This is a genomic window from Ornithinimicrobium cerasi, from assembly GCF_003702705.1.
Classification (GTDB): Bacteria; Actinomycetota; Actinomycetes; order Actinomycetales; family Dermatophilaceae; genus Ornithinicoccus; species Ornithinicoccus cerasi.
Genome location: NZ_QZMN01000001.1, coordinates 142,543 through 156,759, shown reverse-complemented (window position 1 = coordinate 156,759; position 14,217 = coordinate 142,543). Strand labels below are relative to the sequence as shown.

Sequence of the window (14,217 nt, the reverse complement as noted above, 5' to 3'; positions counted from 1 at the left end):
CCATGCGTGTCGAGCACCTTGGTTTCGCCCCCGCCTACGTCGACTACCAGCAGGCCTGGGACCACCAGCGCGAGGTGCACGCGAAGGTCGTGGCCGGGGAGCTCCCCGACACCGTGCTGCTGCTCGAGCACGCGGCCGTCTACACCGCGGGCAGGCGCACCGAGGCGCATGAGCGCCCCCTCGACGGCACGCCGGTCATCGACGTGGACCGCGGCGGCAAGATCACCTGGCACGGCCCTGGCCAGCTCGTCGGCTACCCGATCGTGCGGCTGCCCGGCCCCGTCGACGTCGTCGCCCACGTGCGCCGCCTCGAGGACATGATGATCGGGGTATGCCGTGAGCTGGGGGTGGAGACCACGCGCGTCGAGGGCCGCTCCGGGGTCTGGCTGCCCGCCACCGCCACCCTCCCCGAGCGCAAGATCGGCGCGATCGGCATCCGGGTCAGCCGGGACGTGACCATGCACGGGTTCGCGCTGAACTGCGACAACGACCTCGGGTACGCCGACGTCGTCATCCCCTGCGGCATCACCGACGCGGGCGTCACCTCGCTCTCGCACGAGCTCGGGCGGGACGTCCCCGTGGCCGAGGTGCTCCCGCTGGCGACCGCGCACCTCGAGCGGGTGCTCGAGGGCGCCGGGGTCCGCTGACCCGGGTCGCCCGCAGGCTGGTGCGCGGAGCCACCCCGCCGCTGGACCTCCTCGTCCCCGACTGAGGACACGCTGCAACACCTGGGCCTCCCGCGACACTAAGGGGTGTTGACTGTCAGGCGCAGGGTCGGTCATGGGGACCGTCAGGACGGAGCACCGATGAGCGTCGCCGTGGCGGCTGACGAGGGGATGGCGGTCACCACCAGGGGACTGCGCAAGACGTTCCGCACGGTGCGGGGCACGAGGGTCGCGGTCCAGGGGCTCGACCTCGACGTCCCCTCGGGCGGGGTGCACGGCTTCCTCGGGCCGAACGGCTCGGGGAAGACGACCACCATCCGCATGCTCCTCGGGCTGTCCCCGGCGGACTCCGGGACCATGCACATCTTCGGGACCCCTGTGCCGCAACGGCTCCCGGAGGTCGTCAACCGGGTCGGCGCCATCGTGGAGTCCCCCAAGTTCTTCCCGACGTTCAGCGCCGAGCGCAACCTGGGCCTGCTCGCCGAGGCCATCGGCACGCCGAGGAGCCGCGTGGGCGAGGTCCTCGAGGAGGTGGGCCTGGGCGGCCGGGGCAAGGACACCTTCCGGGCCTTCAGCCTCGGGATGAAGCAGCGCCTCGCCATCGCGGCCACGCTGCTCAAGTCGCCGGACCTGCTGATCTTCGACGAGCCCACCAACGGCCTGGACCCGGCCGGCATCACCGAGATCCGCGGGACGATGCGCCGGCTCGCCGACGAGGGCCGCACCGTCCTGGTCAGCAGCCACATCCTGTCCGAGGTCGAGCAGATCGCCGACACGGTCTCCATCATCGGCCGGGGGCGCGTCCTGGCGCAGGGGTCGGTCGCCGGCCTGATCGGCGGTGGCGGTGGCACGGTCGAGGTCGGCGTGCGACACCCCGGCGCCGCCGTCCGCATCCTGCGCGAGGCCGGGTTCACCGCCGAGTGGCTCGCCCGTCCCCGCGGGGCCGACGCCGCCGACGCACTGCGCGGCCTGGACCCCGACGAGGAGAACGGCCTGCTCCAGGTCATCGGCGCGGAGCCCGTCGAGATCTCCAGGGTGCTCGGCCAGCAGGGGTTGTGGGTGGAACGGCTGGTGCCGAGCCGCCGCGGTCTGGAGCAGATCTTCCTCGAGCTCACCCAGGGCGAGGGGCTGCCGGCCCCGTCCGCCCACAGGCCGACGCACGACGCGTCCGGCGGCCAGGCGGGTCCACCCCCGCCCTCGGTCGCCCGTCCCGGCGGGGAGGGGGACCGATGACCCGCCTGCTGCGCGTCGAGCTGCACCGCCTCATCGCGCGCAAGGTCGTCTGGCTGACCGTCCTGGCGGCCCTCGCGATCGGGCTGCTCACCGTGAGCGGCGTCTTCCTGCAGGCCCGGTCGATCGACCAGGCGAGGGCCGGGCTCAACCAGGACTACGAGCAGATGGTGGAGCAGGTCGAGCGGGACCGGGAGTCGTGCCAGGTCGAGGAGGAGCGCGAGCGTCGCCGCACGGGCGACCCCTCCGTCGACTTCGGCTGCGAGGGGATCGTCGTCCCGACGCTGGAGGAGATGTACGGCCAGATGCCCTCCCTCAACGACCAGTACCGCACCCTCCTGTCCGGCTCGTCCTACGCGTTCATGTTCCTCGCCCTGGCGATGGGGTCCACGGCTGTCGCGGCGGAGTTCGCGCACCGGACGATGGGCTCGTTGCTCACCTTCGTGCCTCGGCGCACGCCCGTCTTCGCGGCCAAGGTGCTGGCCCCGGCGCTGGCCTCGATCCCCCACGTCCTCGTGGGGCTGACCACCCTGCTCCTCGGCATACCGGCCGTGTTCCGGTGGTTCCGGATCGACGACGCCGTGACCGGTGCCGAGTGGGTCTCGCTGGGGTGGATGGCCCTGCGCATCATCACCATCACCATGCTCGCCGCAGCCCTGGGGGCGGCCGCCGCCTTCCTGGTCCGGCACAGCGGGATGGTCATCGGGATCATGGTCGGCTACCTCGTCCTGGTCGAGACGTTCGTCGCCGGCGCCGGCGGAGGGCCGCTGGGCAAGCTGGCGCTCACCCGCAACATCGCCGCGTGGGTGCAGAACGGCACCGTCTGGGAGTCGTGGCCGATGAGCTGCGGCCCGTTCGAGGAGTGCCGGCCGATCCGGCACGAGCTGTCGTTCACGCACGGGGCGGTCGAGCTGGGCCTGCTGCTCGCGGTGATCATGCTGCTGGGCTGGCTCCGGTTCCGCCGCTCCGACCTCGACTGACCAGGGGTATGCCGCGCGTCGATGACGGGGTGCGTTTCGGGGCAGCAACCGGGCAGGCATAGTCTGGGAGGACTGCGCGTTGCGCCCTAGGACGCCTACGCCGCACATCTCGACCAAGGGAGCACCAGTGACCATCGCACCTGAGGGACGCCGTCTGCTGCGGGTCGAGGCCCGCAACGCGGAGACCCCGATCGAGCGCAAGCCGTCCTGGATCCGGACCACCGCCAAGATGGGCCCGGAGTACCAGGAGCTGCACTCGATGGTGAAGTCCGGGGGTCTGCACACCGTGTGCCAGGAGGCCGGCTGCCCCAACATCTTCGAGTGCTGGGAGGACCGCGAGGCAACCTTCCTCATCGGCGGCGACATCTGCACCCGCCGCTGCGACTTCTGCGACATCGCGACCGGCCGCCCCAACCCTCTCGACATGGAGGAGCCCCGCAAGGTCGCGGAGTCGATCCGCACCATGGACCTGCGCTACGCCACCATCACCGGCGTGGCCCGGGACGACCAGAAGGACGGCGCCGCCTGGCTCTACGCCGAGGTCATCCGCAAGGTCCACGAGCTCAACCCGAGCACCGGCGTGGAGATCCTGCCGCCCGACTTCGGCGCGGTGCCGGAGCTGGTGCAGCAGGTGTTCGACGCCCGGCCGGAGGTCTTCGCGCACAACCTGGAGACCGTGCCGCGCATCTTCAAGACGATCCGCCCGGCCTTCACCTACGACAAGTCGCTGCGGGTGCTGTCGATGGCGCGCGAGAACGAGCTGGTCACCAAGTCCAACCTCATCCTCGGCATGGGCGAGGAGGAGCAGGAGATCGAGCAGGCGATGCGCGACCTCCACGACGCGGGCTGCGACATCCTCACGATCACCCAGTACCTCCGCCCCTCCAAGCTCCACCACCCGATCGACCGCTGGGTCAAGCCCGAGGAGTTCGTCCACTGGTCGGAGCTGGCCGAGGAGATCGGCTTCAAGGGCGTGATGGCCGGGCCGCTGGTCCGCAGCTCCTACCGTGCGGGCAAGCTCTACGCCCAGGCGATGAAGCGCTGGGGGCGTCCGGTCCCCGAGCACCTGGCCCACCTCGCCGCGCAGGCCGAGGCGGGGGTGCCCGCACGCCAGGAGGCAGCCTCGCTGCTCGCCGCGGGCCGGACCGGCCAGGCGGAGGGTATGCCGCGCGCGCGGGCGGCAGGTTCCGCGGCGGGTCGGGCGGTCGGGGAGACCGCCGTCGCCCACGTATCCTGATCCCCATGTCCACGAGCACCACGCCCGCCGGCGACGCCCCGCAGAAGAAGGGCCTCTTCGGCCGTCGCAAGAAGGTGAAGGACCCGAAGAAGCCGGGTCAGATCGCCCAGATCCGCCAGGTCTTCGCGATGACCCGCAAGGCCGACCCGTCCGCGGTGTGGTGGATGCTGCTGGCGGCGCTCGCCGTCATGGTCGTCGCCGTGCTCATCGGACTGTGGCTCGACCAGCTCATCTACCTCATCATCCTCGGCCTGCCGCTGGCCCTGCTGGCCGCGGTCCTCATCCTCGGCCGCAAGGCCGAGCGCGCGGCCTTCGCCCAGATCGAGGGCCAGCCGGGCGCCACGTCCGCGGTGCTGGGCCAGCTGCGCCGCGGGTGGTACTACGACCAGGAGCCGGTCGCCGCCGAGGCCGGGGGCACGATGCGCGGCATGCGCGACCTGCACAACGCGGCGATGGTCTTCCGGGCCGTCGGCAAGCCGGGTGTCGTCCTGCTGGCCGAGGGCCCCAAGGGTGCGGCGCAGCGCCTCGTGACCGCCGAGCGCCGCAAGGTCGCCCGCGTCGTGGGCGACGAGGTCCCGGTCCACACCGTCATGGTCGGCACCGGTGAGGGACTGGTCCCGCTCCGTCAGGTGGTCAGGACGGTCAAGGGCTTCCCCAAGAAGCTGACCAACGACGAGGCCGCGGTGATCCAGCAGCGGATGAAAGCCCTCGGTGGCCGCAACCGCCCGCCGATCCCCGCGGGCATGGACCCCTCGCGCACGCCGCGGATGAGCCGCAAGGCCCTGCGCGGCCGCTGAGGGGTTCACTCGTCCTCGGCGCCCACCAGCCCGCTCCGGTAGGCCAGCGCCGCGATCTGCACCCGGTCCCGCAGCTGCAGCTTGGTGAGCAGCCTCGAGACGTAGGTCTTCACGGTCGCCTCGGACAGGTAGAGCCGCACGCTGATCTCGGCGTTGGACAACCCCCGCGCCACCAGCCGCGCCACCTCCACCTCCCGCTCGGTCAGCGCCGTCAGCTCCGGCGGCAGCGCCCCCGCCGGGGGCCGCGCCGTGAACCGCTCCAGCAGCCGCGAGATCAGCGCCGGCGCGAGCATCGTGTCCCCCCGCGCCACCACCCGCACGGCGTGCACGAGGTCGTCCGGGGCGACGTCCTTGAGCAGGAAGCCCGAGGCCCCGGCGCGCACCGCCTCGTAGACGTACTCGTCCAGGTCGAAGGTCGTCAGCACCAGCACCCGGGGCCGCTCACCGGCCAGCGCCATGATCCGGCGGGTCGCCTCGACCCCGTCCAGCCGCGGCATCCGGATGTCCATCAGCACCACGTCGGGGCGCTCCTGGCGCACCGCCTCGACGGCCTCCACCCCGTCCTCGGCCTCGGCCACCACCACCAGCCCGGCCCGTTCCAGGATCAGCCGGAAACCCACCCGGACCAGCTCCTGGTCGTCGACCAGGACCACCCGGAGCGGGGTGCCGGGACCGCCCGGCCCGCGCCACGTCATACCCGCTCCAGGGGCAGCTCGGCGCGGACCGCGAAGCCCGGGCCCTCGGGCGCCGCCCGGACCCGCCCGCCGTAGAGCGCGGCGCGCTCGCGCATCCCGAGCAGCCCGTGCCCCGGCGGGCCGGTGCGCTCGCGCGCCGGCCCGCCGTCGCTGACCTCGATGAGCAGCACCTCCGCGCCGAGGTCGAGGCTGACGTCCGCGCAGGTCGCCGCCGAGTGCCGGCGCACGTTGGTCAGGGCCTCCTGCACGATCCGGTATGCCGCGAGGTCGACCCCGGTGGGCAGCGCGCCGCGGTCCCCGCTCACCCTCAGACGCACCTCCAGCCCCGCCTCCCCGGCCCGCTCGACGAGGTCGGGCAGCGACGCCAGCCCCGGCTGGGGCGCGAAGTCCGCGCCGAGGTCGGGGTCGCGGAGCACGCTGACCAGCCGTCGCATCTCGGCCAGGGCGGAGGAGCCGGTGGTGCGGATCGTGCCGAGCGCCTGCCGGGCGAACGCCGGGTCCTCCTCCACGACCTGCTCCGCGGCACCGGCCTGCACGACGATCGTCCCGACCGAGTGGGCGACGATGTCGTGCAGCTCGCGGGCGATGCGGGCGCGCTCCTCCGACACCGCGGTCAGGGCCCGTTCGCGCGCCTCAGCCTCCGCCGCGTGCGCGCGCACCGCCTCCCGGCCGGCGCGGTCCTCCGACACGCGGAGGGCGTGCCCCACGAGGAAGCTCAGGGTGAGGACCCCCCAGTGGAAGATGAGCTCGTTGGGCGACTGCAGCAGCGGGATGAACAGGTCCGCGACCGTCACGAAGACCGCACCGCAGACCGGTCCCACCCAGCGTATGCGCCCCCGGCCGTGGCGGGCGAGGGAGTAGACGAGGACCATCACCGGCACGAGCTGGCCGAAGAAGAGGACCTGCATCGCACCGCCCTGCACGGTGCCGAGCACCGGCCACACGAGCAACCCGGCGAGCGCCACCCACGGCCGCGCGCGCCGCTGGCTCAGGTGCCCGGCGAACCAGAGGATCCCCAGCGTGCTCACCACCGGGGACCCGTCACCCATCACCGACTCCATCGGCAGCCACACCTCGACGAGCCCGAGGACGGCGACGAGCGCGGCCAGGCCGGCGTCGGCCAGCCACCTCCCGCGCGTCATCGTCGTCACAGTCGCCAATCTAGGGTCGCCCCGGGTCGCGTGTCGTCATCCTCGCGGTGACACCCGCGGCGTCATGAGAGGTATGCCGCGGGCCGCACCTCCTCCTCCGCGCCACCTGCCGCGCGCCCGGCGGGCGACGACGAGCGACCGCCCCCGCTCCTAGCGTCGTGGTGAGGCCACCCGCCGCGGGCGGCCCGGACCCCAAGGAGTGCTCATGGACACCGCCCACCTCACCCGGGCCGCCGTCGCCGGCTCGCTCGCCGTCGGTGCCGCCCTGACCGTCGTCAGCGTCGCCACGATGCCCGACTTCTCCGGCGACCAGGCCGCCAGGCTCGAGGCGGTCGCCGCCAGCCCCCGCGCCGCGCTGTCGGCCCTGACCTGGGTGCTGTCGCAGCCGCTCCTCGGCCTGGGTGTCGTCGGCGTCGCGCACCTCGCGCGGGGGCGGGCGCCCGTGCTCGCCACCCTGGCGGCCGTGCTGTTCGGTCTGGGCGCGCTGGGCCACGCCGTCTACGGCGGGGTCAACCTCGCGATGCTGGCGATGGCCGAGGACCTTGGCGCGGTCGAGGCCCACGTGGCCGTCCTGGACCGACTCGAGACCGGGACGATGCTGCCCTTCATGGCGGCTGGGCTGCTGGGCACCGTGCTCGGCCTGCTCCTCCTGGCCGCCGCGCTGTGGCGGGCGGACGTGGGACCGCGCTGGGTCGGGCCCGCGCTCGTCGCGTTCGTCCTCCTGGAGTTCGTCGGGTCGAACTTCTCCCGGTGGGCCGGCGTCGCCTCGGGTGCGCTGCTCCTGCTGGCCCTCGTCACCCTGGCGGTCGCGGTGCTTCGCTCGTCGCCGGCGCACTGGCGGACCGAGGCGGAGGCCGGGGCGGCAGCCGCTATCGGCGCTGCGACGCGCCGGAACGAGGTCACTGCGTGAACCAGTCCCCCGACACCGCGAGGTCGGCGATCTCGTAGGCCGTCGCCAGCGCGCGACCCCGCACGTGCACCGGTTGTGCACGCCGAACCGCAGGTATGCCGTGCACGACCCCCGCAGGTGCACGGGTTATGCACGCCCCACCGCGGGTATGCCGCACACGACCCCCGCACGTGCACCGGTTATGCACGCCCCACCGCAGGTATGCCGTGTACGACCCCCGCAGGTGCACCGGTTATGCACCCACGGCGCGCCGGGTCACTGCGTGAACCAGTCCCCCGACACCGCGAGGTCGGCGATCTCGTAGGCCTCGGCCAGTTGCCCGGCGCCGTCTGCGCCGGGCAGCACCGTGCCGTCGGGGGTCACGGCCGACCCCGAGTGCGTGCCGAGCAGGGTCCGGCCCATCACCGACCCCGCGTAGCGCTCGGCCGGGATCCCGAGCAGCTGCGCCAGGGTCGGCAGCACGTCGACCTGACCGCCGGGGGTGGAGATCCGGCGGCCGTCCATCCCCGGCACGTGCACGAGGAAGGGCACCCGGCCGTCGTCGCCGGTGAGCCAGCGCTCGTCCTCGCGGGCGTACTTGTGGGGGCCCCGGTGGTCGCCCACCACGACGATCGCCGCCGTGTCGAGGAGCCCCCGCTCGTCGAGCTGCCGGGCGAACTCGCCCAGCGCGGCGTCGGCGTAGTGCACCGACTGCAGATAGCGGCTGGTCGCGTCGTCGTCCGGCAGCTCCAGCCCCTGCAGGTCCTCCGGCAGGTGCCAGGGCGTGTGCGAGGTCAGCGTGACGAGGTGCAGGAACCGCGGCGAGGGCAGCCGGTCCACCTCGCGGAGCGCCTGGTCGAAGAGGTCCTCGTCGGCCAGCCCCATCCCCACCTCGCGCCCGCCCACCGCGAAGTCGTCCTCGGCCACGTAGCGCTCGAAGCCCAGGTGCGGGTAGACGACGTGCCGGTTCCAGAAGGTCGCAGCGTCGGCGTGCAGCGCCACGGGCCGGTAGCCCTCCTCGGCCAGCAGGCCGGGCAGTGTGGTGTAGCCCGCGTTGTCCGGGAACCTCAGGAAAGCCGCACCGGACCGCAGCGGGTAGACCCCGGCGAGCATGAGCAGCTCGGCGTCGGAGCTGTTGCCGTCGCGCACCTGCTCCTGCACGGCGTCGAAGACGAGGCTCTCCTCCACCCAGCTGTTGAGGGTCGGCGTCACCTCCTGCCCGTACGGTCGCGCCCCGAGCACCACCTGCTCCAGCGACTCGAGGACCACGAGGTAGACGTCCCGCCCCTCGAGCAGCCCGACGAGGTCCTCGTGCTCGGGAGCGGCCTGGTGGTAGGCGGCGTTGGCCGCGAACCAGTCGGAAACCCGCTCCCGCTCCTCCGGGGTCAGGGCCTCGTTGTCGTCGATGAGCTGGTCCCAGGCCTGGTGGGCGTGCGTCCCGAGCGGGGAGAGCACGGCGACGCGCAGCCCCGGGTCGGAGGTCTGGAGGAGCAGCTGGGCGACGAAGGCAAGCAGTGCCACGGGGGCCACGACGGCCACCGCCCGACCCCGTGCCCGGAGCCGGGGGACGGAGCCCGTCCGTGCCGCGCGCCGGTCCCGCCCGCGGGCGGCGAGCGCCAGCACCGCCACGGCGAGGAGGTCGGCGAAGAGCAGCAGGTCGGGCCAGTCGGCGGCGTCCAGCACCGAGGACCCGAGCCCCTCGAAGGTGCCGGCGGCGCTGAGCATGTGCACGCTGAGCAGGCGGCCGGAGACGCGTGCGTTGACGAGGTCTCCCACGAGCAGGAGGGTGACGAGGAGGTCGACGCCGACGAGGTATGCCGTGCGCGCCCGCCCGTGCAGGAGCAGGGCCGGGCTGAGCAGCAGGAGAAGGAGGGGGACGGCCGTGAGCACGACCAGCGCCGCCCAGCCGTCGGGCTCGAGCACGGCCGCCGCCACGATCACGGACTTCAGCACCAGGGCCAGGGGGACGAGCAGCAGCACCGGGGCGTCGCTCAGCGGGTGCGGACGACGACGGAGCGGGCGGCCTTGTCGTGCAGCCCGCGCGTGTCGGCGTCCATGATGAGGGCGGGCACGAACAGGCAGAGCAGCACCGCCCGGTAGGCGGCGTGGACCAGGCCGGGGGGCTGGGTCCCGTCACCGTCGACGGCGACCACGCGCAGCCCGAGCAGGCGGTGACCGACCGTCGTGCCGATCGTCGGCACGAGGAGCAGGTTCGCCAGCAGGAGCAGCCCGAGCGGCACGAAGGCGCCGGCACCGCTCACCTGGCCCCACTCCATACCGAAGAAGCTCATCGCGATCAGCTGGCACAGCACCCAGTCCACGAGGAGCGCCACGGCGCGGCGGCCGAGCGGTGCGACGGCGCCGGGGCCGTCCTCCGGGAGGCCGAGCGCGGCGCCCTGATGGCTGGGGGTGGTCACGGCGCCCAACTGTAGTCTGCGTAACACGTCGGAAACACCTGGGTGACGGAGCGTTAACCGCTGCGACGTAGGGTCGACGACGACCGAGTTCGGGTCCCACCAGGAGGCACAATGTTCAGCAACGCGCAGGAGGTCCTCGCCTTCATCAAGGACGAGGACGTCAAGTTCATCGACATCAGGTTCTGCGACCTGCCCGGAGTGATGCAGCACTTCAACGTGCCGGCAGCCTCGTTCGACGAGGACGCCTTCAACACCGGGCAGATGTTCGACGGGTCCTCGATCCGAGGGTTCAAGTCGATCCACGAGTCCGACATGAAGCTCATCCCGGACCCGCAGACCGCCTACCTCGATCCCTTCCGGGTCGAGAAGACGCTGATCATGAACTTCTCCATCGTGGACCCCTTCACCGACGAGCCCTACGAGCGCGACCCGCGGCAGATCGCCCGGAAGGCCGAGGAGTACCTGCGCACGACCGGCATCGCCGACACCGCCTACTTCGGCGCCGAGGCGGAGTTCTACGTCTTCGACGACGTCCGCTTCTCTACCGGCCCGAGCGGCGGTTACTACCACATCGACTCCATCGAGGCGGCGTGGAACACCGGGCGCGCGGAGGAGGGCGGCAACCGCGGCTACAAGACGCGCTACAAGGGCGGCTACTTCCCCGTGCCGCCGGTCGACCACTTCGCCGACATCCGCGACCGGATGTGCCTGGACCTGGCCAGCGTCGGCATCGACGTCGAGCGCTCGCACCACGAGGTGGGCACCGCCGGGCAGCAGGAGATCAACTACCGCTTCAACACGCTGCTGCACTCCGGCGACGACCTGATGAAGTTCAAGTACGTCATCAAGAACGCCGCCTGGGCCGCCGGCAAGACCGCGACCTTCATGCCCAAGCCGCTCTTCGGCGACAACGGCTCCGGGATGCACACGCACCAGAGCCTGTGGAAGGACGGCGAGCCGCTGTTCTACGACGAGAACGGCTACGGCGGGCTGTCCGACGTCGCTCGGTGGTACATCGGCGGGCTGCTCACGCACGGTCCCTCGCTGCTGGCGTTCACCAACCCCTCGATGAACTCCTACCACCGCCTGGTGCCGGGCTTCGAGGCGCCGATCAACCTCGTCTACTCGGCCCGCAACCGCTCCGCCTGCGTGCGAATCCCGATCACCGGGTCCTCGCCGAAGGCCAAGCGCATCGAGTACCGCGTGCCCGACCCCTCGGCCAACCCCTACCTGGCCTTCTCGGCCCAGCTGATGGCCGGGCTGGACGGGATCAAGAACCGCATCGAGCCGCCGGACCCGGTGGACAAGGACCTCTACGAGCTGCCCCCGGCCGAGCTCGAGGGCATCGCCCAGCTGCCGACGTCGCTGCCGGAGGTCCTGGACGCGCTCGAGGACGACCACTCCTACCTGACCGAGGGCGACGTCTTCTCCGAGGACCTGCTCGCCGCGTGGGTGGACTACAAGCGCGCCAACGAGGTGGACCCCATCCGTCTGCGCCCGCACCCGCACGAGTTCGAGATGTACTACGACCTCTGACCCGCGGGTGAGGGACGGGGAGGGCGTGGCTGCTCGACGCGCGCGCCACCCTACCCGGCGTAGTTTCGGAGGCGGCCCGGTTGCTGAGTTCAGCACCGGGCCGCCAACGTGTCCGGGGGGCTCGCGGTGCGCCACAGCAGCCTCACCAGCATCCTCAGGCACGCCGCGCGGGGCCCGCGGATCGATGTGCGCGGCTGTCGTGCCACGACGAACGCCAGGGCGTTGACCGTGGCACGACAGCCAGGCACAGGCATCAGGTATGCCGCTGTCCTCACCTCACGCGGCGTCGCGCCGGACGACCCGGACAGCGGGTCGCGGCGACTCCAACCCGAGCGCGACCACCTTGCGGAGCAGGTTGAGGAACCGCCGCGGCTTCGTGTACAGGGTCCACGGCGTCACCCCGACCACCCGCACCCCCGCCGCCACGAGGTCGCCGTCCTTCTCCACGGTGCGACCCCACAGGTCGCCGCCGGCGTCGTCGAACCCCTGGTGGTGCGCCCGGGAGTGCACCTGGATCGCGGTCCCCGCCTCCTCGAGGTAGCCGTCCGGCGTCCCGAGGAGCTGCCCGGCGAGGGTCTCGAGCCGGCAGTTCGTCAGCAGCGGCGGGAAGCCGCCGTCGCCGTCGACCTCCCTGCGCAGCGCCACCTCGGGGCGCGACCAGGCGCCGTCGACGAACCCGGCGAGCCCACGCCATACCGCCTCGACCTTGGCGCGGGGGCGCAGCCACAGCTCCTGCTCGAGCACCCCGGGCGCGGTGAGCCCCCGCTGGAGCACCGTGATCGACCAGTGCTCGAGATCCTCGGGGCGGTGCGACTCGTGGACGGCAGCATCCGCGATCGCCCGCGCGGCACCGGTGACCACCACCGGCCCGGAGCGGCGTACGACCTCCAGCTCACGCGTCGACCGGATCAGCCGGGCCCGGGCGCGCTCACGCGCGCGCCCGGTCTCGGGTATGACGAAGGTCGCCACGTGCTGCGGCGGCACCTCGATCCCCAGCCGGCCGAGAGCCACCCCGCCGGTGAGGACGGCGCGCGGACCCGCCCAGAGCGCGGCCGCGACGAGGGCGGTCGCGCCGTCCACGCGGCCCCGGTGCGGTGCCACGACGCGGGGCATCGGCTCCTGGAAGCGGGTGCGGCGCGCATGCCGCAGGGACGACGTCGTCCAGCCGGCCTCGAGCAGCTGCGCCACGGTGGCCAGGCCGCGCTGGCCCTCGATGTGGGGGAAGGTTCGCTCCTGGTGTGACATGGGGTGCAGCATGGCCGAGGGCGGGCTGCCGCCGCTGCGCGACGGCCGCGGACTGTGGACAACCGGCGCGCGCACCCATGCCTGTGCGCGGCTGTCGTGCCACGACGAACGCCAGGGCGACGCCTGCGACACGACAGCCCGGCACAGGCATCCGCAGACGCGCCCAAGACCTCAGCACCGCCGCCACGGACGCGTGTCCCGGCGCGGGGCGCTCAGTACCTCAGCACCGCCGCCACGGGCGCGTGTCCCGGGAGCTCGTGGAGCACCCGCACGGCACCACCGTTGCGCAGGGTCGCGCGGGCGGCGGCGTCCGCGAGACCGCACACGTCCTCGCGGTCCCGCAGGGGCAGCACGACCTCCGGGCCCCCGTTGCCACCCGTGTAACAGCCGTCGGCCGTCATCATCAGCGTGTCGACGCGCCCCTCGTTGGCCGCGGTGAGCACCTGGTCGGCACCGAGCGCTCCCGTCCCCCGAGCCCGCTGCTCGTGGAAGCGGTCCACCAGCTTGGCGCCCTCCTCCGCCAGCCGCTCCTCGACCAGCCGCCACGCCCCGGTCCGCAGGTCGTCGTCACTCATGCCGTCGGGGTTGTGCTCGATCGCCCCGTCCACCAGGTGCGGGTAGGAGCTGAGCTCACGGTAGACCGCGACCCACTCCGGCAGCCCGGCGAGGATCATCGGGATCGTGCGCCCGGCGAGGTGCTCCTCGACGCCGCGCGACACCTCGCGGAAGAACTCGACCACGTCCTCCTTGTGCGCGTTGTCCAGCGCGTCCGCGCCGTAGTACACCGCGGCGCCGGTGCGCCCCAGCCGCCCCGACGCATTGGGCCGTGGCACCGAGTCGCTCTGCGGACCGTCCGCCTCGAAGACGTCGTCGAAGGCCGTCGGCACCGACGGCAGGTCCAGCTCGCCGATGCGGTCACGGCTCCCCCGCAGCACCCGCACGTTCTTCTGGCTCAGGGTCAGGACGACGTAGTTCTGGTCGGTGAGCAGCGGCAGCAGCGGAGCCAGGACGAAACCCGGTCCGACCGCGCCGAGCTCGGGCAGGTCCAGCGGCACCCGGTATGACGCGCTCCACCCCTTGCGCAGGAACATCGCCAGCCCCTCGGCCATGTGGCTCCACGCCATCCCGTCACCGTGCAGCTCGCGCGCCGGCGCCAGCAGCTCCTCGACCTCCGGGCGCTCCAGCCCGTCCTTGGCGAGCGCGTGCTCCACAGCCGTCAGCAGGTTCTTCCACCGCAGCCGGTCCTGGTCACGTTCCTTGGTGCCGCTCACCCGGTGCGTGGGAGCGAACAAGGACACACGTGGCCCGTCCCCCTCCCCCACCAGCTCGTCGAACTCTGCACGGCTCATCAGATCCATCAGGTCCTCCTGTCGGT

At 72.6% G+C, this 14,217-nt stretch carries 13 protein-coding genes; 7 read left to right on the top strand and 6 right to left on the bottom strand.

The annotated features are described in order from the left end of the window. Positions 1–2: 2 nt before the first annotated feature. The 5 genes from lipB (at position 3) to D4B81_RS00725 (ending at position 4,909) form a co-directional block, all read left to right on the top strand. Positions 3–647, top strand: a complete 645-nt coding sequence (lipB, locus tag D4B81_RS00745) for a lipoyl(octanoyl) transferase LipB (protein ID WP_122260631.1) — start codon at positions 3–5, stop codon at positions 645–647. Positions 648–806: 159 nt separating this feature from the next. Further along, positions 807–1,898, top strand: coding sequence for an ATP-binding cassette domain-containing protein (locus tag D4B81_RS00740; RefSeq protein ID WP_122260630.1), 1,092 nt, complete (start codon positions 807–809; stop codon positions 1,896–1,898). Further along, positions 1,895–2,875 carry an ABC transporter permease subunit gene (locus D4B81_RS00735; RefSeq protein WP_122260629.1) on the top strand — a complete coding sequence of 327 codons (981 nt, stop codon included), beginning with the start codon at positions 1,895–1,897 and terminating at the stop codon, positions 2,873–2,875. Before D4B81_RS00740 ends, D4B81_RS00735 begins: the two co-directional genes overlap by 4 nt. Before the next feature lie 127 nt (positions 2,876–3,002). Continuing rightward, positions 3,003–4,112, top strand: a complete 1,110-nt coding sequence (gene lipA / locus D4B81_RS00730; RefSeq protein WP_237565726.1) for a lipoyl synthase — start codon at positions 3,003–3,005, stop codon at positions 4,110–4,112. A gap of 5 nt (positions 4,113–4,117) precedes the next feature. Next, positions 4,118–4,909 (top strand): DUF4191 family protein, encoded by a 792-nt coding sequence (locus D4B81_RS00725; protein ID WP_122260628.1) that lies wholly within the window; start codon positions 4,118–4,120, stop codon positions 4,907–4,909. A 5-nt stretch (positions 4,910–4,914) separates the two neighbouring features. Here the strand turns inward: D4B81_RS00725 and D4B81_RS00720 are convergent, their stop codons facing one another. Together D4B81_RS00720 and D4B81_RS00715 are read right to left on the bottom strand one after the other, a co-directional pair. Further along, entirely contained in the window at positions 4,915–5,604 is a 690-nt protein-coding gene (locus D4B81_RS00720; protein ID WP_122260627.1) for a response regulator, read from the bottom strand. After that, the gene (locus tag D4B81_RS00715) at positions 5,601–6,746 is read right to left on the bottom strand and encodes a sensor histidine kinase (protein WP_237565747.1); all 1,146 of its coding nucleotides are present in this window, start codon (positions 6,744–6,746) and stop codon (positions 5,601–5,603) included. Before D4B81_RS00715 ends, D4B81_RS00720 begins: the two co-directional genes overlap by 4 nt. Positions 6,747–6,960: 214 nt before the next feature. Between D4B81_RS00715 and D4B81_RS00710 the strand changes: the two genes are divergently transcribed. Further along, positions 6,961–7,665 carry a hypothetical protein gene (locus tag D4B81_RS00710; protein ID WP_122260625.1) on the top strand — a complete coding sequence of 235 codons (705 nt, stop codon included), beginning with the start codon at positions 6,961–6,963 and terminating at the stop codon, positions 7,663–7,665. A gap of 255 nt (positions 7,666–7,920) precedes the next feature. Here D4B81_RS00710 and D4B81_RS00705 read toward each other — a convergent pair whose 3' ends face one another. Both D4B81_RS00705 and D4B81_RS00700 read right to left on the bottom strand, forming a co-directional pair. Beyond that, a complete protein-coding gene (locus D4B81_RS00705) occupies positions 7,921–9,624 on the bottom strand; it encodes an LTA synthase family protein (protein WP_122260624.1) in 1,704 nt (567 codons plus the stop codon). A gap of 11 nt (positions 9,625–9,635) precedes the next feature. Next, positions 9,636–10,061: an RDD family protein gene (locus D4B81_RS00700; protein WP_122260623.1), complete on the bottom strand. Its 426-nt coding sequence runs from the start codon at positions 10,059–10,061 to the stop codon at positions 9,636–9,638. Between the two features lie 111 nt (positions 10,062–10,172). Here D4B81_RS00700 and glnA point away from each other — a divergent pair, with 111 nt between their 5' ends. Then, the gene (glnA, locus tag D4B81_RS00695) at positions 10,173–11,597 is read left to right on the top strand and encodes a type I glutamate--ammonia ligase (protein WP_122260622.1); all 1,425 of its coding nucleotides are present in this window, start codon (positions 10,173–10,175) and stop codon (positions 11,595–11,597) included. 276 nt (positions 11,598–11,873) lie between these two features. Here glnA and D4B81_RS00690 read toward each other — a convergent pair whose 3' ends face one another. Both D4B81_RS00690 and D4B81_RS00685 read right to left on the bottom strand, forming a co-directional pair. Continuing rightward, on the bottom strand, positions 11,874–12,842 hold the full coding sequence (locus D4B81_RS00690) for a hypothetical protein (RefSeq protein WP_161964939.1): 969 nt from the start codon (positions 12,840–12,842) through the stop codon (positions 11,874–11,876). Between the two features lie 212 nt (positions 12,843–13,054). Further along, the gene (locus D4B81_RS00685) at positions 13,055–14,200 is read right to left on the bottom strand and encodes a baeRF3 domain-containing protein (RefSeq protein WP_122260620.1); all 1,146 of its coding nucleotides are present in this window, start codon (positions 14,198–14,200) and stop codon (positions 13,055–13,057) included. Positions 14,201–14,217 lie beyond the last annotated feature (17 nt).

Coding starts and splice junctions, on each gene's coding strand:
- D4B81_RS00735 (WP_122260629.1), top strand. CDS start 1,895: ATGACCCGCCTGCTGCGCGTCGAGCTGCACCGCCTCATCGCGCGCAAG.
- D4B81_RS00690 (WP_161964939.1), bottom strand. CDS start 12,842: ATGTCACACCAGGAGCGAACCTTCCCCCACATCGAGGGCCAGCGCGGC.
- D4B81_RS00710 (WP_122260625.1), top strand. CDS start 6,961: ATGGACACCGCCCACCTCACCCGGGCCGCCGTCGCCGGCTCGCTCGCC.
- D4B81_RS00720 (WP_122260627.1), bottom strand. CDS start 5,604: ATGACGTGGCGCGGGCCGGGCGGTCCCGGCACCCCGCTCCGGGTGGTC.
- D4B81_RS00740 (WP_122260630.1), top strand. CDS start 807: ATGAGCGTCGCCGTGGCGGCTGACGAGGGGATGGCGGTCACCACCAGG.
- D4B81_RS00725 (WP_122260628.1), top strand. CDS start 4,118: ATGTCCACGAGCACCACGCCCGCCGGCGACGCCCCGCAGAAGAAGGGC.
- lipB (WP_122260631.1), top strand. CDS start 3: ATGCGTGTCGAGCACCTTGGTTTCGCCCCCGCCTACGTCGACTACCAG.
- glnA (WP_122260622.1), top strand. CDS start 10,173: ATGTTCAGCAACGCGCAGGAGGTCCTCGCCTTCATCAAGGACGAGGAC.
- D4B81_RS00685 (WP_122260620.1), bottom strand. CDS start 14,200: ATGGATCTGATGAGCCGTGCAGAGTTCGACGAGCTGGTGGGGGAGGGG.
- D4B81_RS00715 (WP_237565747.1), bottom strand. CDS start 6,746: ATGACGCGCGGGAGGTGGCTGGCCGACGCCGGCCTGGCCGCGCTCGTC.